General features: G+C 51.0%; 17 protein-coding genes. 2 read left to right on the top strand and 15 right to left on the bottom strand.

Translation table 11 applies throughout. From position 1 onward, the window contains the following. Positions 1–126: 126 nt before the first annotated feature. The 13 genes from RDW05_RS04810 to RDW05_RS04750 all read right to left on the bottom strand — a co-directional run bounded on the left by RDW05_RS04810 (position 127) and on the right by RDW05_RS04750 (position 19,250). Positions 127–1,053, bottom strand: coding sequence for a calcium/sodium antiporter (locus RDW05_RS04810; RefSeq protein WP_307978041.1), 927 nt, complete (start codon positions 1,051–1,053; stop codon positions 127–129). Positions 1,054–1,259: 206 nt separating this feature from the next. Beyond that, positions 1,260–2,741, bottom strand: a complete 1,482-nt coding sequence (locus RDW05_RS04805) for a tripartite tricarboxylate transporter permease (protein ID WP_307978040.1) — start codon at positions 2,739–2,741, stop codon at positions 1,260–1,262. Between the two features lie 12 nt (positions 2,742–2,753). Beyond that, positions 2,754–3,233 (bottom strand): tripartite tricarboxylate transporter TctB family protein, encoded by a 480-nt coding sequence (locus tag RDW05_RS04800; protein ID WP_298881863.1) that lies wholly within the window; start codon positions 3,231–3,233, stop codon positions 2,754–2,756. A 67-nt stretch (positions 3,234–3,300) separates the two neighbouring features. Continuing rightward, entirely contained in the window at positions 3,301–4,551 is a 1,251-nt protein-coding gene (locus tag RDW05_RS04795) for a methionine gamma-lyase family protein (RefSeq protein WP_307978039.1), read from the bottom strand. Positions 4,552–4,590: 39 nt separating this feature from the next. After that, positions 4,591–6,423, bottom strand: a complete 1,833-nt coding sequence (hflX, locus tag RDW05_RS04790) for a GTPase HflX (protein WP_307978038.1) — start codon at positions 6,421–6,423, stop codon at positions 4,591–4,593. 150 nt (positions 6,424–6,573) lie between these two features. Then, a complete protein-coding gene (locus RDW05_RS04785) occupies positions 6,574–8,163 on the bottom strand; it encodes a DEAD/DEAH box helicase (protein WP_304097316.1) in 1,590 nt (529 codons plus the stop codon). After that, positions 8,163–9,425 carry a competence/damage-inducible protein A gene (locus RDW05_RS04780; protein WP_307978037.1) on the bottom strand — a complete coding sequence of 421 codons (1,263 nt, stop codon included), beginning with the start codon at positions 9,423–9,425 and terminating at the stop codon, positions 8,163–8,165. The genes RDW05_RS04785 and RDW05_RS04780 overlap by 1 nt, the downstream gene beginning before the upstream one ends. Positions 9,426–9,473: 48 nt before the next feature. Then, the gene (gene rimO, locus RDW05_RS04775) at positions 9,474–10,799 is read right to left on the bottom strand and encodes a 30S ribosomal protein S12 methylthiotransferase RimO (protein ID WP_307978036.1); all 1,326 of its coding nucleotides are present in this window, start codon (positions 10,797–10,799) and stop codon (positions 9,474–9,476) included. Positions 10,800–10,927: 128 nt separating this feature from the next. Beyond that, a complete protein-coding gene (locus RDW05_RS04770) occupies positions 10,928–11,917 on the bottom strand; it encodes an extracellular solute-binding protein (protein ID WP_307978035.1) in 990 nt (329 codons plus the stop codon). A 15-nt stretch (positions 11,918–11,932) separates the two neighbouring features. Continuing rightward, entirely contained in the window at positions 11,933–13,882 is a 1,950-nt protein-coding gene (locus RDW05_RS04765) for a YgiQ family radical SAM protein (RefSeq protein WP_307978034.1), read from the bottom strand. A 21-nt stretch (positions 13,883–13,903) separates the two neighbouring features. Continuing rightward, positions 13,904–14,902, bottom strand: coding sequence for a RodZ domain-containing protein (locus RDW05_RS04760; protein WP_307978033.1), 999 nt, complete (start codon positions 14,900–14,902; stop codon positions 13,904–13,906). A 17-nt stretch (positions 14,903–14,919) separates the two neighbouring features. Continuing rightward, positions 14,920–17,484 carry a DNA translocase FtsK gene (locus RDW05_RS04755; protein ID WP_307978032.1) on the bottom strand — a complete coding sequence of 855 codons (2,565 nt, stop codon included), beginning with the start codon at positions 17,482–17,484 and terminating at the stop codon, positions 14,920–14,922. A gap of 101 nt (positions 17,485–17,585) precedes the next feature. Further along, positions 17,586–19,250 carry a ribonuclease J gene (locus RDW05_RS04750; RefSeq protein ID WP_021721156.1) on the bottom strand — a complete coding sequence of 555 codons (1,665 nt, stop codon included), beginning with the start codon at positions 19,248–19,250 and terminating at the stop codon, positions 17,586–17,588. Positions 19,251–19,542: 292 nt separating this feature from the next. Here RDW05_RS04750 and RDW05_RS04745 point away from each other — a divergent pair, with 292 nt between their 5' ends. Continuing rightward, the gene (locus RDW05_RS04745) at positions 19,543–20,070 is read left to right on the top strand and encodes a hypothetical protein (protein WP_307978031.1); all 528 of its coding nucleotides are present in this window, start codon (positions 19,543–19,545) and stop codon (positions 20,068–20,070) included. Between the two features lie 26 nt (positions 20,071–20,096). Beyond that, positions 20,097–20,444: a hypothetical protein gene (locus RDW05_RS04740; RefSeq protein ID WP_307978030.1), complete on the top strand. Its 348-nt coding sequence runs from the start codon at positions 20,097–20,099 to the stop codon at positions 20,442–20,444. A gap of 289 nt (positions 20,445–20,733) precedes the next feature. Here the strand turns inward: RDW05_RS04740 and RDW05_RS04735 are convergent, their stop codons facing one another. Beyond that, positions 20,734–22,689 (bottom strand): TRAP transporter permease, encoded by a 1,956-nt coding sequence (locus RDW05_RS04735; protein ID WP_307978029.1) that lies wholly within the window; start codon positions 22,687–22,689, stop codon positions 20,734–20,736. A 34-nt stretch (positions 22,690–22,723) separates the two neighbouring features. Then, positions 22,724–23,161, bottom strand: a complete 438-nt coding sequence (locus RDW05_RS04730; protein WP_307978028.1) for a DUF1850 domain-containing protein — start codon at positions 23,159–23,161, stop codon at positions 22,724–22,726. Positions 23,162–23,164: the final 3 nt, after the last annotated feature.

The following is a 23,164-nucleotide window of genomic DNA, read 5'->3' as shown; positions in this document are numbered from 1 at the left end:
CATTAAATATAATAAGAGAACTACGTAAGTAAAAAACATTCGTTACTTACATATTATATCATATTTTTTCTGATAATTCCTAATGACATATTATTTAGCTGTAAAAATCTTAACTTTACTTAATGCTTACAAAATATATCCCAAATACGCCGCATAGCACACCAGCATCAGCGCACCTGCCCAACGCTGCAGCTTCTGTGTACGCAGCACACACAGCCACAGAAGCACTGCCGCACCAAGCGCTACATAAGTATCAAAGTTGAAGGCAGATGAGAAGGGAATGTCGATAATCAGCGAGGATAAGCCTACTACGAAAAGAATATTAAAGATGTTGCTGCCGACGATATTGCCTATCGCAATATCCGCATTACCGCGGCGTGCCGCCGCTACAGAGGTGAACAGCTCCGGCAGCGAGGTGCCCAAAGCCACAATCGTCAGGCCGATAAAACGCTCGCTGAGTCCTGCATAGGTTGCAATAGAGGTTGCTGCGCCTACGGTTACATTACTGCCCGCAATAATCAGCGCCAGACCGCCAACTGCACCCAACAGGCAGCGTCCCAGCGGCAGGCCGGGCTCCTCCAGATCACTGTCGACATTGCTCTTCATCGCCATGGTGTACAGATACATCATATATGCGGCAAACGCTACCATGAGCACGCCGCCGTCCGCCAGACTGATGCTGCCGTCGCGTCCCTGATAAAACAGCAGTGCGGTAACACCGATCATGAAGGGGATTTCGATGCGTACGGTAGAACGCGCTACCGCAATCGGCACAATAGAAGCCGCAAGGCCTAAAATAACAAGTATGTTAAGAATATTACTGCCTACGATATTACCGATAGTAATATCCGCATTACCCTTAACTGCAGCAGCGATACTTACCGCTGCCTCCGGTGCGCTCGTGCCCATCGCCACGATTGTCAGACCGATTACCAGCTGCGGAATGCCGAAGCGCATGGCAATACCTGCAGCGCCCTCTACAAACCAATCCGCACCTTTACCGAGCATCACAAAGCCTAAAGCCAATAAAACAAACTGTAAAGCTATTTCCATTTTCTTCCTCCTTGATTTGCAGCCGTCCCTAAAAACAAAAAAGCGAGACATTGCTGCAATAAAATTACAACAAAGTCTCGCTACTTAGTCACAAAGCCGGATTGCCAAAGCAATCGTACTGACGACAGAGTGAACACGCCATGCGTGCAAGCTACTCCCTTTATATGCTTAGTTTAGCTAAACGCAGGGAGTTTGTCAAGTAAAATTTAGTTTCTTTTGAACAGCTTGCCAAAAAGCGGTGAAAGCAGGGATAAAAGAGCTGCCACCAGGAAGAACAGGCACAGCGGACGCTGGAAGAAGATACTGAAGCTGCCGTCGCTCATAATCAGCGAGCCGACAAAGTTCTGCTCTGCCATACCGCCGAGGATAATGCCGATGATAATCGCCGACATGGAAAAGCCCAGCTTGTTCATAAAGTAACCCAGGAAACCGCTTGCCACCATCAGATAAACATCGTTCAGCGAATTATTGTAGGAATAAGTTCCCACGAAGGTCATCATTACGATAATCGGCAGCAGAATGTGTACAGGCACGTTAACAACCTTCATAAAAAGTCTGATTAACGAAAAGCCCATGATACCCATAATCACGTTAGCTAAAAGCAGACCGATGAAGATAGCGTAAACATCAGGTGCCTTCTCCACAAAAAGCAAGGGACCGGGCTGCAGACCCTGAACCATCAGCGCACCCATCATGATTGCCGTTGCGCCGTCGCCGGGAATACCCAGCGTCAGTACCGGGATGAAGGCACCGCCGGAAACAGCGTTGTTGCCTGCCTCGGAGGCTACAATGCCCTCGGGCTCACCGTTGCCGAAGTTCTTGCTATGCTTAGACCAGCGCTTCGCCTGATCATAAGATACAAAGGAAGCGATATCGCCGCCGGTACCGGGCACACAGCCGATGAAGGTACCGATGAAGGAGGAACGCAAAAGCGTGGTAAATACTCTCTTGATATCCTCAAACGAAGGCAGCAGACGGTCCAGCATCATGTGCTGCTCCTTGCGTTCATTGTGATAATAATCCTCAATACTGCTCAACACCTGCGCAAAGGCGAATACGCCAATCAGCACAGGGATAAAGGACACACCGCCCATAAAATAGTTAGTATCCAGGGTAAAGCGGATAGCACCGCTCATACCGTCAATGCCGACTGTTGCCAGGAACAGACCGATAAGACCGCCCATAATGCCCTTGATAACACTGCCGGAGGAAACACTGGTAATAATGCTGAGGCCGAAAATAGCCAGAGCAAAATATTCCGGCTTGGAAAACTGCAGTGCAACCTTCGCCAGCTGCGGTGCCAGCAAAATCAGGCAGATGGTACTGAAAATACCGCCGAAGGTGCTGGCCAATGTAGAAAGGCCGAGAGCACGTCCGGGCTGCCCCATCTTCGTCGCCATCGGATAGCCGTCCAGAGTAGTCGCTACGGAAGCAGGCGTACCTGGAGTTTTCAACAGGATTGCCGAAATACTGCCGCCGTAAATCGCACCACAGTAAATGCCCAGCAGCATCAGAATGCCGCCGATACCATGGAACGTAAAGGCCAGCGGAAACAGCAGCGCCAGGCCCATGTTAACACTCAGGCCCGGCATACAGCCGAAGGCAATGCCCACCAGCACGCCGAAGAAAAGTCCCAGCAGATTCATGGGGACGAAAATCATATTTAATGCGCTCATTATATCAACCATCAGTATGACCTCCTACTCCATGAATACAGATTGCGGCATCTGCGTATGCAGCAGCATGCCGAAAACAAGATAAATAAACAGCAGACTAAGCACCGTTGTCAGGCCGATTACCTTATAATTGCGATAATCCATAAGACGCATAACAGCCGGAATCATAAGTGCCGCTGCCGGATAAAAGCCGAGAATGCTGATGAGCACGCAGAACAAAACAACAAGTCCCATCATTAAATAAACGCGCTTGTTGCCTGTCGAAGAAAGCTGCACCTTCACGCCATGTAAATCAGTTTTATTGATAAAGGTATAAAGCAGCAGCAAAACCGAAACAGCGCCCAGCACCGCGCCCAGCGTAAAAGGCCAGAAGCCCGGGCCGGGGCCGTTCTCCGTAAACTCCAGCGGAAAGGCTGCAGCCGCCTGCATAATCAGACCGCCGATAACCGCGCCCAGCACGCCCACTATATAATTACATACTGCCATGTTATTCATATAAATCATCCTTAAACAACTCCGCCATCAAAATTGACGTCAATTCGATGCCAGACTAAATTGAGTAATTAAATTCTTACGCCTCTTTAGGCCCAACACGCTTAGCCGCCGCCATAATCGCCAGACGACCATGCTCAAAAGTCAAACCGCCCTGGAAGAAAACATTAAACGGCTCACGGCACGGACCATCAGCACTCAGCTCAATAGAAGCGCCCTGTACAAAGGTACCAGCAGCCATAATAATCTCATCCTGATAACCCGGCAGCGGACTCGGAACCGGCTCAACATGCGCATCAACAGGAGAATTGCCCTGAATAGCAACACAGAAATCGCACAAACGCTGCTTACTCTCCAAGGTAATAGCCTGAATAATATCGCTGCGGCGTTCCTCCGGCAGCGGCTTAACAGCATAGCCCAGGCCTTTGAAAACAGCAGCCGCAAAAATAGCAGTCTTAACAGCCTGCACCACGATATGCGGAGCCAGGAAAAGTCCCTGATAGAACTCGCGAGCAGTGTCACCCAAGGTTGCGCCCATCTCGCCGCCCAGACCGGGAGCGGTAAGACGGTAGGAAGCGTTCTCTACCAAATCGGCACGGCCGACAATATAACCGCCGGTAGGAGCCAGACCGCCGCCGAGGTTTTTAATCAGAGAGCCTGCCATCAAATCAGCACCAACCTCGGTAGGCTCCTGCTTCTCGATAAACTCGCCGTAGCAGTTGTCGACAAAGCAGATAACATTCGGGTTAGCTTCCTTAGCAGCACTGCAGATACGGCCGATTTCCGCAACGTCAATAGTCTTACGTTCGCTGCTGTAGCCGCAGGAGCGCTGAATATGAATCATCGTAGTCTTGGAGGTAACAGCATTTTTTACAGCCTCCAGGTCGACATGGTCGCCGGTCATCGGCAGCTCCTTGTAAATTACGCCCAGGTCAACCAAAGAGCCGGGAGTTTTAACCGGAGAGCCGATAATAGTCTGCATAGTGTCATAAGGAGCACCTGTTACGGCAATCAGCTCATCGCCTGCGCGCAGATTGCCCAGCAGAGCAACTGCCAGCGCATGAGTACCGCTGACGAACTGAGAACGCACCAATGCTGCCTCAGTTTTGAACAGCTCGGCATAAATCAGATCCAGAGTATCACGGCCCACATCACTGTAGCCGTAGCCTGTAGTAGGCTTCAAGTAATAGTCGGAAACCATGTTATTACGGAAAGCCGCAATAACCTTTTCAGTATTGTACAAAGCTGCTGCTTCCAGCTCTGCGGTGTGTTTGGCAACCTCAGCTAAGGCTGCCTGCTCTAATGCATTGTAATCAACCAAAATTCTCACCTGATATTTTTATATTTTTTGGCATTGCGCCAATTCATCCTAAGCCTTGGCGTCTGCAGCAAGATACTTTGCAAACTGCTGCACCTGCTCCGCGTCCAGACGCACCTTCAGCAGTGTGCCCTCTGCCAGATATTCCTGCTCCAGTACCGTGCCTGCATCATGCAAGCGTCCTACCGCAGCGGAATCGCTGTAAGGCACGAGGAAGCTCTCCTCTACCGCCTTCAGCTTCAGGTTTTCTGCAATCAGCGCCAGCAGGCCGTCAAGATTATAACGTGCCTTGGCGGAAATGCAGATGCTGTTTTCTTCCTTGCTCAAACGCTCTGCCAGACCGGAATCCGGCGGCAGCTTATCAATTTTGTTATAAACCGTGATAATCGTCTTATCCTTGGCACCCAGCTCATCCAGAACCTGATAAACAGCAGCAGCCTGCTCCTTATACAGCTCGTGGCTGACATCAATAACGTGCAGCAGCACGTCGGACTGCACAACCTCCTCCAGCGTAGACTGGAAGGCTGCAACCAGCTGATGCGGCAAGCGTTGGATAAAGCCGACGGTATCTGTCAAAATAGCCTGCTGCTTATTCGGCAGGTCTAACTGGCGCGTAGTCGGGTCCAGCGTTGCGAAAAGCTGGTCCTGCGCGTAGATATCCGAATTAGTCAGCGTATTCAAAAGCGTAGATTTGCCAGCGTTGGTATAACCAACAAGGCTTACCGTAGGCACACTTGCCTTCGCACGTCCTGCTCGGTGCAGAGTGCGCACACTCTTAACCTTGCCGATGCATTCCTTAATATAAGCAATGCGGTCACGGATGCGACGGCGGTCAACCTCCAACTTAGTTTCGCCGGGACCACGGGTACCGATGCCACCGCCAAGACGCGACAGCGCCAGGCCCTTGCCCATAATACGCGGCAGCGTATATTGCAGCTGCGCCAGCTCAACCTGCAGCTTGCCTTCATTAGTATGCGCACGCTGAGCGAAAATATCAAGAATCAGCGCCGTGCGGTCAAGCACACGCACACCCATTGACTGCTCGATGTTACGCTGCTGTGCCGGCGACAGCTCATCGTCAAAAATGCACAGGTCTACGTTCTCCTGCTGCACATAAAGCGCCAGCTCCTGCACCTTGCCGCGGCCGATAAAGAATGCCGGGTCCGGCTTGGGGCGCTTCTGCAGGAAGCGTGCCACAACCTCCGCACCGGCAGTATCTGCCAGCTGCTTCAGCTCCTCCAATGAATCCTCGGCCGTCCAGCCGCTGCTGTTGGGGGCACCGTATTCCATGCCTACGATAATCGCCCGTTCTGTTCCCTGCGCCAGACTGGCACTGCCCGTCTGCTTGTCAAGGATGCGCTCCACCATCGCCGCCAGATTCGGGAAGAACACTCCCTCCGCCTCCTGCAGCGTCAGCGGTCCGTAGCATTCCACCTGATATTGCTCGTTGTCGTCAATACCGGTAATCATGCCGAAGCTCATCTGCGACTGGCTGATATCCGGCGAAGTAACGCCGACAGCAATCATCGCATCAAAGCGGTTATTCTTCAGCGCGGAAATATCCACACCGCTCAGCAGCGGATTGCCGTTGGGATGGGTATGCACGCAGCGCACACCGCTCAAACGGCTGGCACCGCGTCTGCCCTCAACCGGAGGCAGCTCCACACTCTGATCATTGCCCACCGATACGGCAAGCACCTGACCGTTGCGCGCAACGTAAACGCTCACCTCGCGGTTAATAAAATCAGTAACATCCGCCATACGCAAAGCCAGCTCGCTTGTCAGCAGCTGACCGCCCTCCAGACGGATATTATAAAAGGTTTTTAATTCTTCAATAACGGAATTACGGATACCCTTCAGGTTGCCGTAAATTTCATTAGCCATGGGTATTCACCTCCAATAATTGGGGATGTATGCTTCCGCGACTAGAGAAGAATGCGTCAGATGCAAGGAATGGCGACAACGGCGTACACACAGGTACTCCTAGGAGCCATGACGACGCAAATGACGCATTATACTCGGTCGCCCTTTTTATTATCTTCTTGCCTTCGCCGGCTCAATATTAACCTTATACCCCTTGATAAAGTTCTTGTTCATCGCACCGATAACCTTTTCGGCTACATCCTCCGGTACCTCAACAAAGGTGAACTTATCATAAATATTAATCAGACCGATATCGCGCGCCGGAATGTCTGCTTCGATAGCAATGGTGCTGACAATATCTTTAACCATAATCTTCTGGCTGCGGCCGATGTTGATGAACAGGCGCACCATGCCCGGACGGCCGCCGGTGTTGCGCAGGTCCTTGGAGAGGATATCCTCCTGCGGAGCCTCCAGAGCCTTAATGCCCTCCTGCATCAGCTTCAGAGCTGCGGCAGCAACTTCCTCGGCGCTGTAATCATCCAGCAGGCTTTCGGCAATCGGCATATAGTCATGGTAAGCGTTCAGCTCCAGCACAGTCTGCATCTTGCTGATAATCTGGTCGCGCTGACGCTCGATAACGTTAGCAGCGGTCGGCAGCTGACGGCGTTGGATTTTAGTCTTGACGGTACGCTCAATCAGCTTCAGCTGGCGGAACTCACGCGGAGTGATGAAGGTCATAGCTACGCCGGTGTTGCCTGCACGACCGGTACGGCCGATGCGGTGAACGTAGCTTTCCGGATCCTGCGGAATATCAAAGTTGATAACGTGGGTAATATTGTCAACGTCGATGCCGCGGGCAGCAACGTCGGTTGCAATCAGTACATCAACAGCACCCTCGCGGAATTTCTTCATTACGCGGTCACGCTGGTTCTGGCTCAGGTCACCATGCAGGCCCTCAGCCATGTAGCCACGGCTGGAAAGTGCGATAGACAGGTCGTCAACACCCTTTTTGGTACGGCAGAAGATAATCAGCTTGCCGTCGATTTCTGCGTCCAGCAGACGGCACAGGCCTTCAATCTTATCCTTGGTTTCGAAATAGTATTGCTCAATCAGAGGTACAGTCAGCTCTTCCTTGGAAATGGTTACATTCTTCGGCGCCTTCATGTACTTCTTGGTCAGGCTCAGAATCGGACGTGGCATAGTTGCGGAGAACAGCAGAGTCTGGCGTTCAACCGGCAGGCTGCGCATAATCTCTTCGATATCATCAACAAAGCCCATATCCAGCATTTCGTCAGCCTCGTCCAGTACGAGGAATTTGATATGGTCCAGATGGATAGTACCGCGGTTGATATGGTCAATCAGACGGCCCGGAGTACCGATAACAATCTGCACATTGTTGCGCAGCGCACGGATCTGGCGTTCAATCGGCTGGCCGCCGTAAACAGGCAGTGCACGCACGCGGCGGGTACGGCCGATTTTGCCTACCTCTTCCGCAACCTGAATAGCCAGCTCACGGGTCGGAGTCATAATCAGCGCCTGAATATGCTTGAAGTCGGTAATTGCCTGCACCAGAGGAATACCGAAAGCAGCAGTTTTGCCGGTACCGGTCTGTGCCTGGCCGATAACGTCGTTACCTTCGAGCACCAGGGGAATAGTAGCGGCCTGAATCGGAGAAGGCTCTTCGAAGCCCATGTCAGTCAAGGCGGTTACAATTTTTTTGTCCAGCTCTAAGTTGCCGAACATCTCTTTTTGAATGGTCATTAATGTTTATCCTCCATATTGTTTTTTTCTTCTAATAATTTATCAATAGCCATGGAAATAGCTGTCTGAGCTATTCTCAGCTTATTTTCTGTTCTTGTCGACATAAAACGGTGCTCCTGACAATATACCACGTCGTCAGTGGCAACGGCAATATATACAAGGCCTACCGGCTTGCCCTCACTGGCTCCCGGTCCGGCGTTGCCCGTAATGCTCACACCATAATCACTGCCCAGCTGCTTGCGCACGCCCAACGCCATTTCGCAGGCAGTTTCGCGGCTGACAGCACCGTATTTGGCCAGCGTATCTGCCTGCACATTGAGCAGCTTCTGCTTGGCCATGTTAGTGTAGCTGACGATGCTTCCCAGCAGATACTCGCTGCTGCCCGGCACATCCGTAACCAGGCTGCTGGCAAGACCGCCGCTGCAGGATTCCGCAAAGGCAATAGTTTTGCCCTGCTTCAGCAACTCCTGCCCTAAGCAGGCCGCCAGAGTGGCATCATCCACACCGTATATATAATTATCAACGCTCTTGCGTACCTTGGCTTCCATAGCGTCGAGCAGCTTGACTGCCTCTTTATCATTGGCAGCCTTCGCCGTAAGCCTGATGAGAATTTCACCGTAGCGGGCATAAAGCGCAATCGTCGGATTTGTCTGCGCCATAATCAGCTCGTCGAGCTTGGCAGCAACCATGGATTCGCCAATACCGCGCAGATGCAAGGTGCGCGACATGATAATGCCGTGCTCGCTGAAGCGCTGCAGCATGCGCGGCAGCAGCTGCTTTTCGCACACATCCATAAGCTCGCTCGGAGGTCCTGGCAGCATAATGAAGATTTTGTCCTTATATTCCAGCCACAGTCCGGGAGCGGTACCCACATCGTTCTGCAGTACCTCGGCCCCGATGGGAACATACGCCTGCTTTTCGTTATTTTGCGAAGGGCAAAGTCCCTTCTTGGCAAAATATGCATCTATGCGTCCCCATGTATCCAAATCGAGATAGCCTTCTGTATGACAAACCTCCATCACCATCTCCTTGGTAATATCACCGCGCGTCGGCCCCAGACCGCCGCTGGTAATGATGATATCGGCGCGCTGCATAGCCTGCTCCAGCACTGCGCGCATACGCTCCGGATTATCTCCGACCGTAGTTTGATATAAAACATCAAAGCCTATATTATTCAGCTTGCGGGATAAATACTGCACATTGGTGTTCAAAATTTCACCCAGCAGCAGCTCCGTCCCGGTAGTAATGATTTCAACCTTCATCCTGCTGTCACCCTCTCACCGGTTATTTTGACTCTTACAGCACCGCTCTTAAACCAGCTCTGCCACCATTTCATAGGTAAAGCCCTGCAGAATACGCACTCTTACCATCTGGCCAACCTTCAGACCGGCGGCATTTTCGATAAAGATGTTGCCGTCGATATCAGGTGCCTCGTGATAGGAACGTCCTACCGCAAGAGCGGGGTTTTCTTCATCAAAGCCTTCGACGATAACGTCCAGCTCCTCATCCTCGCGCTCCTGATGGATTTCTTCGGAAATACCTGCCTGCAGCGCCATCAGCTCATGATAGCGGTTTTCCTTAACCTCAGGCTCAATCTGGTTTTCCATAGCGCCGGCCACAGTACCCTCCTCTTGGGAATACTGGAACACGCCTGCATTTTCAAAGCGCTGCTTTTCAACAAAGTCCATCAGCTCCGCAAAATCCTCATCGGTTTCACCGGGGAAGCCCACGATAAAGGTAGTGCGGATAGTAATTCCCGGAATACGCTCACGCAGCTTGGCCAGAAGTTCTTCTACCTGTGCGCGTGTATCGTAACGGTTCATGCTTTCCAGCAATCTGTCGCTGGCATGCTGCAGAGGAATATCAATATACTTGCACACCTTGTCGCATTCAGCGAAGGCTGCAATCAATTCATCCGTAAAATTGTTGGGATACAGGTACATAACGCGAATCCACTCGATGCCCTCCAGCTCGTTGAGGTCACGCAGCAGCTGCGGCAAAAGCAGCTTGCCGGTGAGGTCCTCGCCGTAGCGGGTGGTATCCTGCGCCACGACAATCAGCTCCTTGGTGCCGTGAGCAGCCAGGCTTCTTGCCTCTGCCATAACCTCATCATAAGGACGGCTGGTGTAGGGACCGCGCAGCTGCGGAATAATGCAGTAGGAGCAGCAGTTGTCGCAGCCCTCGGCAATTTTCAGATACGCCATGTAATCAGGCGTAGTCAGCATTCTGGGCGGAGCCTGCACATTTTTGCTTGCCAGCTTCTGCAAATGCTTTACGCGCTTGCCTGCCAGCACCTGGTCGATAACCCAGCCGATATCGGTAAAGCTGTCGGTGCCAACGATAGCGTCAACCTCCGGCATGCTTTCGAAAAGCTCGTCTGCATAACGCTGGCCGAGGCAGCCTGTCATAATCAGATACTTGCAGCTACCCTCCTCCTTATATTGAGCCATCTGTAAAATTGTGCTGATGGATTCCTCCTTCGCACTTTCGATAAAACCGCAGGTATTAACAATAATCAGTTCGGCATCTGCGGGATCATTGGTAATCTCCAGCTGCTTATCCTTGATAATACCCAGCATAACTTCAGAATCTACCAGATTTTTGGGACAGCCGAGGCTGACCATACCTATTTTCATTCTTTACCTCCAAAACCTGCTGCCCTCACTCTAGCTGTCAGGACAGCAAGCAAGAGCATAAATCACTATAATCTAATCACTATTCACTGATGACTAATGACTAATCACTGTTCACTAATCACCAGCCACTATTTACTGAAACGAACCTTACTCAGCCACTTATTTGTCAGGCTATCCTGCTTAACAGGCTCAAGATAGCTGCTGTTAAGCCAGATTTTATCGGCATCGGCGGCAGCCGCATCAAAGCCGCGCGGGAACAGGAACAGATAGCCTGTAGCATTTTCCTGCGCTATCGCCTGCACCTGCTCGCTTGTCAAAAGCCATTCCATAACCTTCAGGCCCTGCAAATCATCTGCAGTATTCTTAAACAGGCCTACGCAGAAAAGATTTACCGGCGTGCCTTCCTTGGGATAGACAACATAAGCGGGAAATTTATTTTCCAGATATTTAAAAACGTAGCTTTGTCTGGTAATAGCCACATCCGCATCACCTACCGCCGCCATGCGCACAGGTGTAAAGGGAAACTTGGAATATTGCCCGATAAAGCGGTTGATATTGCCTAAATACTCCAGCGATTCATCCTCGCCGAAGCGGTCTGCCAGACCTGCCAGAAAGTTTTGCGTGCTGTTGCTGTCGGATAAATTTTCCAGAGCAATGCGCAGCTGCTCTTTTCCTGCCAAATCCTGCCAGCTGCAGATATTGGCCTGGCCGACAGTACGGGCGTACTGCTGGTTGACCAGAAAAACTATCGGATCATAGAAAACACCGTACCAACTTAAATCCGCGTCACGGAACTTCTGCGGCAGTCTGTCGCCATCGGCAAAGGCCGCAGGCTTCAGCCTTCCCTGACGCTTCAGTCCGGCAAGCGTGCGCTGCTCGGCCAGCACAACGTCCGGCAGCTCCCCGCCGGGCTTCAGCTCGTAAACAGCCTTCAGCTGCAGCTTAGCCTTATTATCCTTGTTAAAGGCATCCACCAGATTTTCAGTAAATTTATTATCAAGCTCGGAATACAGGATAATGGTTTTTGCCCCTGCGTTCTGTACAGGAGCAGGCTGCTCACCACAGCCTCCCGTCAGCATTCCGGCCAGAATTAACACTAAAAAGATACAACGGATCATTTTATCCCTCCGTTACTATCTGCGGCGCTTATCCTCGCGCCTTCTTCCACCGGTACTGCTTGAACCGGTACTACGCGTTGCATTACGCGCTCCACTGCCTGCAGCACTGCGCGTTGCATTACGCTTCGGGCCGCGAGATGCATCACGCTTCGCGCCACGCGCTCCGCCTCGCTGTTCCTGCTCCGTATGCAGCAGGCATTTAGGTCCGCTGCCCACAAGGTCCATACGTCCTGCCTTCTGCAGCGCCTCCAGCACCAGCTTGCGGTTACGCGGAGCACGGTACTGCATCAGCGCACGCTGCATTGCCTTATCATGCGGATTGCGGGCAACAAATACGGTTTCGCCGCTTTCCGGGTCGATGCCGGAATAATACATCGCCGTCGCCGCACTGCCGGGAGTAGGAATAAAGTCCTGCACCTGCTCCGGATTGTGCTTGATATCACGCAAAAACTCTGCCAGCTCAATAGCATTGTTCAGCGTGCAGCCCGGATGGCTGGAAATAAAGTACGGCACCAGATATTGCGGCAGGCCGATTTCTTTATTTTTTTGCGTAAACATGCGCATAAACTTCAGATAAACTTCCTTGCCGGGCTTGCCCATACGCGCCAGAACCTGCGGTGCGATATGCTCCGGTGCAATCTTCAGCAGGCCGCTGATATGATAACGGCACAGCTCGTCCAGAAACTCCTGTTTTTTATCCGCCAGCAGATAATCATAACGGATACCGCTGCGGATAAACACCTTCTTGACACCCGGTAACGCACGCAGCTTGCGCAGCAGTGCTATATAATCGCTGTGGTCGGCATCAATATTGGGGCACGGCTTGGGGAACAAACACTGCCTGTCCTTGCACACGCCGTATTTCAGCTGCTTGGCACAGGAAGGATGGCGGAAGTTGGCCGTAGGGCCGCCGACGTCATGGATATAACCCTTGAAGCCGGGAAGCTGTATCAGCAGCTTTGCTTCACGCAGAATAGATTCATGGCTGCGCGCCTGAATAATACGTCCCTGATGCGCATGAATAGCGCAGAAGGAACAGCTGCCGAAGCAGCCTCTGCTGCTGACTAAGCTGAACTGAACCTCCTCCAGCGCCGCCACACCGCCCTTGGCATCGTAGCTCGGGTGCCAGTTACGCATATAGGGCAAATCATAGATAGCATCCATCTCCTCCATCGTCAGCGGAAAGATATTCGGATTCTGTACGATATATTTCTTCTGTCCCTTCTGGACTACCGGCTTGCCGTAGAACGGGTCCTGCTCCTTGCTCTGCAGCTTGAAGGCTCTGGCAAATTCCTTGCGGTCGCCATTGATAGCCTTCCAGTCGGGAAGCTCCACATATTCCTCATCAGGCAAAGTGTCGGACATATAGGCCGTACCGCGGATATAATGCATATCCTCGGCAGAAGCACCGCCTGCCAGATAATCGGCAATTTCCATAATCTGCTTTTCGCCCATGCCGTAAACCAAAAGGTCCGCGCCGCTGCTCTCCAGAATAGAGGGCATCAGCTTGTTTTCCCAGTAGTCGAAATGCACAAAACGGCGCAGGCTGGCTTCAATGCCGCCGATAACTACGGGCATATCGGGCCACAGCTTTTTGACGAGCTGCGCATAAACGGCCGTAGCATGGTCGGGACGCTGTCCCACCGCACCGCCTGCGGTATACTTGTCGACAGAACGCTCATTCTTGGCTGCCGTATAACGGCACAGCATGGAGTCAAGGTTGCCGCCGGAAATAAGCACGCCCAGTCGCGGCTTGCCCAGCTCTGCCAGATATTCTGCTTTATCCCAACGCGGCTGGCACAGCATAGCTACCTTGTATCCCTGCGCCTCCAGCACACGGCAGATTACTGCCGGACCGAAGGAGGGGTGGTCTACATAAGCATCGCCGCTGATAAACAGAAAGTCAATCTGCTCCCAGCCACGCTCGGCTATTTCCTGAGCGGAAATCGGTAAAAACTGTTTCATTAAAAACTCCTGAACAAATTATTATTTCTTCTTATCGGCCTTCGCTTCGCCGGCAGCCTGTGGCTGCTGCGGCTCAGCCTGCTTAACCTCAGCCTGCGGCTTCGGTTCCTCTGCCTTCGGCGCAGGTGCGGCTGCAGCCGGCTGCGGTGCTGCTTCCTCTACTGCGGCAGCAGGTGCGGCCTTGGTTTCCGGCTCGGGCTGCGGTGCAGCCTCCTCTGCCTTAGCTGCGGCTGCAGGCTGTGCGGGAGCGTTGCGCAGATAGGTCTTGACGGCTACGCCATGCTCGCCCTTCAGGTCAACAGCCTCGCCGTTCACCTTGATGCGTACAACGCCGATATTGCCGTATTTGACAATCAGCTTATCCTTAGCCTCGAAATGCTTGCTTTCCTTAGCATGCAGAATGCCGGCAAAAAGCTCCTTGCCGTCGGCACTTGCCTCCAGCCAGCAGTCACCCTCGGCCTCCAGGTCAACGGTAACCTTATCCAGCACTGCGGGTGCTTTAGCTTCAGGCTTAACCTGCTCGGTCTGCTTGGCCTCATCCTTAGGCATATTTTTAAAATAGTTAATCGTAGCGGGAATGGCAAAATAGCCTGCCGTGAGCACCGCTACCGCTGCTAAGCCTGCTAAACACTGCTTCATCGGCAGCTTCGGCAAGCCCGGCATTTCAAAGCGGCCTGTACCGCTGCCGATATCACGCTTATCCTTCAGCTGGATGTTGAGACGGACCTTTTCCACCTCACGGATACCTTGGCTGCGTACAGCCTCTGCCGCCATACCGGCAGCACTTGCTTTATATTCATTAACAAGCTCCGGACCGTTCAAGCCCAGATAATTGCCGTAGTTGCGGATTATTCCCTTCAGGAAAACCTCGCCCGGAGTCTTGTCATATTCGTCATTTTCTACAGCCTGCAGATAACGGCTGCGGATACTGGTAGCCTTTTCGGCATCAGCCAGGGAAATACCCTTGGCCAGTCTTGCTTCTTTTAAAATTGCGCCAACAGTCTTTTCCTTATCATCCATTTCGCCTGCACCTCCGCTTATTCACGGCGCAGGAAGCGTTCCTCTGCTTCCTTACGCGACATTATAACCTCTCGTGGCTTGCTGCCTACGGATTGACCGACAATGCCCAGCTCCTCCATGGTATCTACCAGACGCGCCGCACGCGTATAGCCTATGCGGAAGCGTCGCTGCAGCATGGAGCTTGATGCCTGGCCCATATCCAGCACCAGACTAAGGGCATCCTCAAAAAGCTCATCCTCCGCAGGCGCATTCGAGCCTGCATCTTCGGCATTATGGCCTTTATTATCACATTCCAGCTCCTGCTCCGTTACTTCTTCGCTGTAATTTACAGGAATGGACTGCTTTATAATGAAATCTACTATTTTATTCAGCTCATCATCGCTGACGAAGGCACCCTGCACACGCACGGGCTTGTTGTAGCCCATGGGGTAAAAGAGCATATCGCCCTTGCCCAGCAGCTTTTCGGCACCGCCCATATCAATAATGGTGCGCGAATCTGTCTGCGAGGATACGGCGAAAGCAATACGCGAAGGAATATTCGCCTTGACGATGCCTGTAATAACATCTACGGACGGACGCTGGGTTGCCAGAATCAGATGGATACCGGCAGCGCGGGCCTTCTGTGCCAGGCGCAGGATGGCATCCTCCACATCAACCTTGGCTACCATCATCAGGTCGGATAACTCGTCGATGATAATTACGATATAGGGCATCTTTTCTGCGGCCTGTGCATTATAGGTTTTGATATCACGCACACGGCTGTCGGCAAACGCCTTATAACGGCGCTCCATTTCCGCTACCGCCCAATGCAGCGCGCTGGCTGCCTTTTTCGGCTCGGTAACAACTGGTGTCAAAAGATGCGGAATACCGTTGTAATTAGATAATTCCACGACCTTGGGGTCGACAAGAATCAGTTTAACCTCGTCCGGGGTAGCACGGTACAAAAGACCGGCGATAATCGTATTGATGCACACCGATTTACCGGAGCCTGTGGAGCCTGCTACCAAAAGGTGGGGCATTTTCGCAAGGTCGGCGGAAATAATATCACCGCTGATATCCTTGCCCAGACCGATACACAGATGCTCCTTCGCATTGCGCACACTGCCTGCCTCCACAACCTCACGGAAGCACACAGGATCGTTCTTCGTATTCGGTGCTTCGATGCCGATGGCGGATTTGCCGGGAATCGGCGCTTCGATACGCACACCGGGCGCAGCCAGACGCAGGGCAATATCATCCGCAAGGTTCACCACCGAGCTTACCTTGACACCTGCCGCAGGCTCCAGCTCAAAGCGGGTAACCGACGGTCCGCGCGTTACGGCAACAACTCTGGCGCGCACCTTGAAGTCTGCCAAGGTCTGCTCCAGCACCGCACATTGGTCCATGATGTCCTTCTGATAGGTGGACGGGTCGCTGGCCTTCGGCGTATCCAGAAGCTCCAGCGGGGGCAGCTGATAGCTGCTCGCTACCTGCGCTTCAGGCTCATATGCTGCTGCGGACTGCTGAGCAGGCGCCGCTGCGGCAATTTTATCTGCGCTGTCAAAAATCGTTACGGCCGGCTTCTCCGGTTCAGGCTCAGGCTGCGGCTCTGCCTTAACAGGCGCTGCAAACGCTGCAGGCTGCTCCTCGCGATAGGTGTTGCGGATTACGGAAGCAGGACGCTCCGGCTCCGGCTCGGGTTCGGCAGCCGGCGGTTCGGCATCATCCAGAAAGCGGCTGTCCGGCTCGTAATCATCGTCATAATTGATAATCGGTCTTACAATGACCTCGGGCTTGGACTGCTCCCATTCGGGCAGCTGCACCGGGTCACGCTCTATTTCCTCTTTTAAAGGTGATTTTTCGTAAACGCTCTTGTTTTTGGCAAAGCCCAAAATACTTCTGAAAGCACTTTTCTTCTGCACGCCCTCGTTGAAGGCGTCAAACTCGGGGCTGGTATAATTGCTGATAACGTTATCCGCAGGAGCGGGATGCTGTTGAGGTGCGGCACTCTTGCGCTTGAACACAGTCTTAGGTGCAAGCTCCGTGCGCTTGCGCTCCTCCCTCACCTTGTCATCGGGGCGCATCAGCGTAATCTCGTCAGAGGTCAGGTAATCCTGCCACAGCTCCCACCATTTGCGCAGCGGCAGCACCAGGCCCAGCAGCCATAGCCATCCTAAAGCCAGAATGACGTAAACCGTTACATCCCCGGCAAAGGAACGCAGCAGCTTCAGCAAAAGGCCGCCTATAAGACCGCCGCCCTCCGCTATCAGCGAAGGCTCCAGCTCAGAGCCAACAGGCACAAAAACATGATGAGCTGTGCCTGTAAGGCACAGCGTCACCAAAGTAAAAATTAATGTTCTCTTGTTAAAAACACCAAATTGTCCTTTAAGCAAAGCAAAGGACGCAGCAAAGAAAGCCAAAGGCAGCAAAAAGACACCCTTCCCCAGCAGATTCTGCTCCACCAGATAAGCATAATGCATTACGCCGTCCTCAGCCGTCATAAGAAGAGCGGCTGCAAACAGCAGACCAATAAGCAGGCAGACAACGCCGACAGGGCGCGAGTAGCTTCTATTCTGTTGCTTCCTTCTTCTTTCCTTGCGCAAGATAAGACAACTCCTAAAATCGCAGCTGCCGGCAGTCATCCTTTACCAGCTGACTGCTGACAACCGCTCACCAAAAACTAATCACTAGTCACTGAAAACTATCAAATCTCCATGATAATCGGCAGAATCATCGGACGGCGGCGGGTTCTTTCAAACAGGAAGCGTCCCAGAGAATCACGCACGGTGGACTTGATTGCCGACCATTCGGAAACATTGTTTTCCTCGCAGCGGTCCAAGGCAGCCTGTACCTTATCGCGTGCTTCATCCATCAGGTCCTCGGCCTCGCGTACATAAACAAAGCCGCGTGAAACGATATCCGGACCAGAAACCACATGGCAGGATTCCTTGTCAATGGTTACAACAACAATCATGATACCGTCCTGAGAGAGCTGACGGCGGTCGCGCAGTACTATATTGCCTACGTCGCCGACACCAAGGCCGTCAACCAGCACCTTGCCTGCAGGCACCTTGCCGTTAATGGTAATGCTGCTCTTGGTCAGCTCGATAACGCTGCCGTTTTCACCGATAACAATGTGGTCCGCCGGCATGCCCAGGGATTTTGCCAGGTTAGCATGCTTAACCAAGTGACGGTATTCACCATGCACAGGCATGAAGAAACGCGGACGCACCAGATTGTGCATCATCTTGATTTCCTCCTGGCTGGCGTGGCCGGAAACGTGGACACCGTTGCTCTTTTCATAAATAACGTCCGCACCCAGCTTGTACAGATGGTCGATAGTACGGGAAACGAGCTTTTCGTTGCCCGGAATCGGTGTAGCAGAAATAATTACTGTATCGCCAGGCATAATATCAACCTTTTTATGGTCATTCATAGCCATACGGGTGAGCGCGCTCATCGGCTCGCCCTGACTGCCAGTGGTGATAATAACAACCTTTTCCGGCGTATAGTTATGGGTTTCATCAATATCAATCAAAACGCCCTCGGGAACCTTCAGATAACCCAGCTCCTTAGCGATATTTACAACATTCACCATGCTGCGGCCGATAACTGCTACCTTACGGTCGTACTTCACAGCAGTATCAATAACCTGTTGGATACGATGTACGTTAGAGGAGAAGGTTGCTACTATAATACGGTGCTTAGCATAGCGGAACTCCTCGTCAAAGGTCTGTCCAACCATTTTTTCGCTGGGAGTGAAGCCCGGGCGCTCGGCGTTGGTGCTGTCTGCCAGCAGGCAGAGCACGCCACGGTCGCCGTATTCGGCAAATTTATTGAATTCCATAACCTGTCCGTCAACAGGAGTGTGGTCGATTTTGAAGTCACCGGTGTGGATAATAACACCGATAGGAGTAGTAATCGCGATAGCAACAGCGTCGGGAATGCTGTGGTTTACGCGGATGAAATCGAGCTTAAAGGCACCGGCGTTAATCTTGTCACCGGGTTTTACTACGTGCAGGTTTTCGTTGCCTACACCGTTTTCCTTCAAGCGGCCTTGTAAAATACCCAGAGTAAGTGCGGTACCATAAACGGGACAATCAATTTGTTTCATAACATAGGGCAGCGCACCGATATGGTCCTCGTGACCATGTGTCAGAAAGATACCCTTAATTTTATCTTTATTCTCAACCAAATATGTAATATCGGGAATAACCAAGTCAATGCCGAGCATATCGTCTTCAGGGAACATCAGGCCTGCATCAATCAGGATCATGTCGTCCCCGTAACGGAATACCGTCATATTTTTACCAATTTCGCCCAAACCACCCAGCGGGATAATCTGGACCTTATGTTGAAATTTACCCAAAAAAAATACACCTCCATTTTTTATTTTACATTCTTCCGTACAAATGTAGAAATTGAATTTGATACTGTGTCCGCACACATACTCTCTACTTTATTATACACTAAATATGGGCTATTGACAAATAGTGATACATATTTTTTGTGAAAAGTTTGTTGCCAAACGGATGATTTTGCGAGAAAATTTTTTTCATATAAAAACAAGCCGGGTTCTCACCAATCAGTTTGTTTTAACTCTTTTCTATGCTATAATATAATTAGAAATGTAATAAAAAAAAACAAAGGGGGCTTTCAAAATGAAACGAATGATAACAATATTATTTATGCTGTTCTTAATCCCATTATCATGTTCGGCAATCTCATTGGAAGAACTACAATCCAACCCTGAACAATATGAAAAGATAATTGAAGCACCTTCAGGAACAATTTATCTTGAACTCAATTCAATAAAATCACTTCGTAACAGTCCTCCTTACTATACATTACAAGCAAAAGTTTATAGTGTATTATATGACACGGTTGCTATTGCTGAAAGCACTCGTTTTTTTAATTATGACGATAACCGCAGTACCTTATCTTTACTAAACAAAATAGTAGAAGAAAACTCTAAAAGATCTTTTTCTGAACAAAATAATATGCTTTTGACCGAATTGGAAAAAGATTGCGGCATGAGTTATTCGGATGAAACAGTAAAATATTATAAGTTCAATGGTGAATTTGCAGGAACCGGAACTCCTCTTTACTCTCAGAAAATCAAATACAACACCAATATTGCATTTGTTGCAAGCTGTGCTTTTAAACAATACTACAAACACTATTTTTAACAATATAGCTCGTCATTAAATCTTTTTTGAACACCAAAGGTACGCATGGCGATATCTCTAAGGACATCAAGAGCTTTTATGATTATGTAAACAACCACATTGTAACTACTGATTTCACCAAGCAGATTGACGATGAAATCTGCTATCTGAAACTCGATACGAAAGTGAGTCGAGAATTTATGCTTATGGAAGCACGTTTATTAGATGAACGACGTGAGAGCGAAGCTGTGGGTATTGCCAAAGGTGAAGCTAAAGAGAAACTCGCTACTGCTAAACGCATGTTAGCCAAGGGATGCTATTCTCTCGAAAATATTGCTGAGCTTACTTCTCTGCCTATTGAGCAGGTTGAAGCCTTAAAAGCTGACCAAGCCTGATTCGAAGAATGCCCCAAGATAGGCTCTCTTGAGGCTTGCGATTTTATACAAAAAAGGACCTGAAGTCCGGATTCTTGCGGACCTCAGGTCTTTTCATTTGCGTAAAATCTTAAGTTATTTAAATTTGAGGCAAAGGCTAAGCACTGCCGTCAAGGCTTATGGTTGCGGTAAAAAGTTGAAAAGCCTTAGGATTATTTCAGAAAACATAAAAAGGAAAATAAACAATGTTAATCAATAAAAAAGTCCTGCGCAGCATCTAAAATGCACGCAGGACTATGAAATTTTCGGTTTACAGGTCTTCACTATCTTGCTGAATTGCACCCTTAACCTTGTTCATGCGCTGCCATACATAGGCAACAGCCACAAGCGCAACACCGATACCGTCAGTGAATACGCCAGGGATAATCATGCAGATACCGCCAACGAGGAACAGAATACGCTGCGGAATATTCAGCAGATTGTTGCAGAAGCCGATCATCGCCATGGAAGCGCCCCACATACCAACAATCGCGGTGAAGGCGCTGTAGCAGATGGTAAACGGAGTTGCGTTGATCATCAGCAGCTCAGGTGCCAGTACGAAGATATACGGAACGATGAACGCAGCAATCGCCAGCTTAGCAGCGATAACGCCGGTACGCATCGGGTTAGCACCGGCAATACCAGCGCCGGCATAAGCAGCCAAGGCAACAGGCGGTGTAACGTCGGCAACGATACCGAAGTAGAACGCGAACATATGCGCTGCCAGAACCGGTACATTCATCTGCACCAAAGCAGGCGCTGCAATGGTAGAAGTAATTACGTAGTTAGCAGTTGTCGGCACGCCCATGCCAAGAATCAGAGAAGTGATCATGGTGAAGAACATTGCCGGCAGCAGATTACCGCCTGCCAAGTCCAGCAGAGCAGTGGCAATCTTCAGGCCAACGCCGGTTTTGGTAACAACGCCAATAATGATACCTGCGGTTGCACAGGCAATCAGTACGCCAAGCACGCCCTTGGAGCCGTCAATCAGACCTTGGACGATTTGCTTGAAGCCGATGCGGGTGGATTTACGCAGGCAGGCGCAAACGATGGTCAGCACGATGGCTGCCAAAGCAGCACGCATAGGAGTATAACCGCTTACCAGCAGGTAAACGATAACGATTAATGGAATAGCCAGATGGCCTTTTTCCATGAACAGCTCCTTGAATTTCGGCAGCTGGTCACGCGGAGTGCCCTTCAGGCCGAACTTTTTAGCTTCGTAGTGAACGCCCAGCCATACGCCGATGTAGTACAGCATTGCCGGGATAACGGCAGCCTTAACAACATCAAAGTACGGAACGCCTACAAACTCTGCCATCAGGAAGGCAGCAGCGCCCATAACAGGAGGCATCAGCTGACCGCCGGTAGAAGCAGCGGCCTCAACAGCGCCTGCAAATGCCGGACGATAGCCAAGCTTTTTCATCATCGGGATTGTGAAAGCGCCGGTGCCGGCAACATTACCAACGGAGCTGCCGGAAACAGTACCCATGAGGCCGGAGGACAGTACGGCAACCTTCGCCGGTCCACCTGCTGCCCAGCCTGCGATAGCGTTGGCAATATCAATGAAGAATTTGCCGAGGCCGGTGGTTTCCAAGTAAGCACCAAAGAGGATGAACAGATAAATAAAGGTAGAAGATACACCCATAGGCGTACCGAAAATACCCTCGGTAGTGAAGAACAGATGGTCAAACATTTCCTGCACGCCAACGCCGCGATGCGCCAGAATACCGGGAATATAAGGACCGAAGAAGGCGTACAGCATGAAGCAGAAGGCAACGATAATCATCGGCCAGCCTACTACGCGGCGCGCTGCTTCAAAAACCATAATCGTACCGATAAGGCCGACGATGAAGTCTGTTTCCGTATTCATGCCGGCACGCAGCACCAGCTCCTGATAGTTCACAACCAGATACATGGCAGTACCTGCGCTGAGCAGTGCCAGAAAAGCATCAAAGGGATGCATCTTGCTGCGGGACCAGGAATGTCTGCTGGGATACAGCAGGAAAATCAATAAAAAGCCGAAGGCTAAGTGAATAGCGCGCTGCAGATGCGCGTCCAGCACACCAAAGGTGGCTGTATATAATTGGAAAAGTGCAAACAGAATACAGATTGCGGAAATAATTTTCCCCCACACACCTGTAAGCTCACGCTTGTCTGATTCCTTGTCAAATTTTTGCAATACCTCTTCTGCTGAAAGCTCTCTTACTTTCTTTTCTTTTTCAGACATGGGTATCAGCTCCTCTCATTTAATATAATAAAACCTATAAGTACCGTTCCAACCAGTACTGATATCGATACATGACCTTCACTGTTACCGCAGTCCCCTGCCCGTACATAGCAATCAGGTCGTAGTTGTCGCCGCCGTGGACAATATGCGGCATTGCCTGCTCGGATATACGCAGGGCAACCTCCTTATAGGGACGGTTCATCTCCATATCAAACTTACCGTCGGCAGTCTGCGTCAGCTTGCCGTCGGCAGCGGAATACGGATAGCCCCAGCCCAGCGAGGAAAAGCGGGTGTGCGTCATGGTCATGTTATTTGCGCCGTTAACCCTGAAATAATCATTCCAGGCAGTTTTTTCCACCGAATGCGTCAGGCTGATGTACCATTCATCACCTGCCGCTGTGGCAAAAGTAACAGCTCCCGAAGCTCCCTCAGGTATAATCGCCACCACCAGGCGCGTACTATACCACCCCAAAAG

It is taken from the genome of uncultured Phascolarctobacterium sp. (assembly GCF_902463975.1).
Classification (GTDB): domain Bacteria; phylum Bacillota; class Negativicutes; order Acidaminococcales; family Acidaminococcaceae; genus Phascolarctobacterium_A.
Note: the sequence above shows the minus strand (reverse complement) of the source record. Positions and strands in the feature narration are given on the sequence as shown.

Bases quoted from the DNA above. Each gene is read 5' to 3' on its own strand.
- RDW05_RS04810 (WP_307978041.1), bottom strand. From the start codon at position 1,053: ATGGAAATAGCTTTACAGTTTGTTTTATTGGCTTTAGGCTTTGTGATG.
- RDW05_RS04805 (WP_307978040.1), bottom strand. From the start codon at position 2,741: ATGGTTGATATAATGAGCGCATTAAATATGATTTTCGTCCCCATGAAT.
- RDW05_RS04800 (WP_298881863.1), bottom strand. From the start codon at position 3,233: ATGATTTATATGAATAACATGGCAGTATGTAATTATATAGTGGGCGTG.
- hflX (WP_307978038.1), bottom strand. From the start codon at position 6,423: ATGGCTAATGAAATTTACGGCAACCTGAAGGGTATCCGTAATTCCGTT.
- RDW05_RS04785 (WP_304097316.1), bottom strand. From the start codon at position 8,163: ATGACCATTCAAAAAGAGATGTTCGGCAACTTAGAGCTGGACAAAAAA.
- RDW05_RS04780 (WP_307978037.1), bottom strand. From the start codon at position 9,425: ATGAAGGTTGAAATCATTACTACCGGGACGGAGCTGCTGCTGGGTGAA.
- rimO (WP_307978036.1), bottom strand. From the start codon at position 10,799: ATGAAAATAGGTATGGTCAGCCTCGGCTGTCCCAAAAATCTGGTAGAT.
- RDW05_RS04770 (WP_307978035.1), bottom strand. From the start codon at position 11,917: ATGATCCGTTGTATCTTTTTAGTGTTAATTCTGGCCGGAATGCTGACG.
- RDW05_RS04765 (WP_307978034.1), bottom strand. From the start codon at position 13,882: ATGAAACAGTTTTTACCGATTTCCGCTCAGGAAATAGCCGAGCGTGGC.
- RDW05_RS04760 (WP_307978033.1), bottom strand. From the start codon at position 14,902: ATGGATGATAAGGAAAAGACTGTTGGCGCAATTTTAAAAGAAGCAAGA.
- RDW05_RS04745 (WP_307978031.1), top strand. From the start codon at position 19,543: ATGAAACGAATGATAACAATATTATTTATGCTGTTCTTAATCCCATTA.
- RDW05_RS04735 (WP_307978029.1), bottom strand. From the start codon at position 22,689: ATGTCTGAAAAAGAAAAGAAAGTAAGAGAGCTTTCAGCAGAAGAGGTA.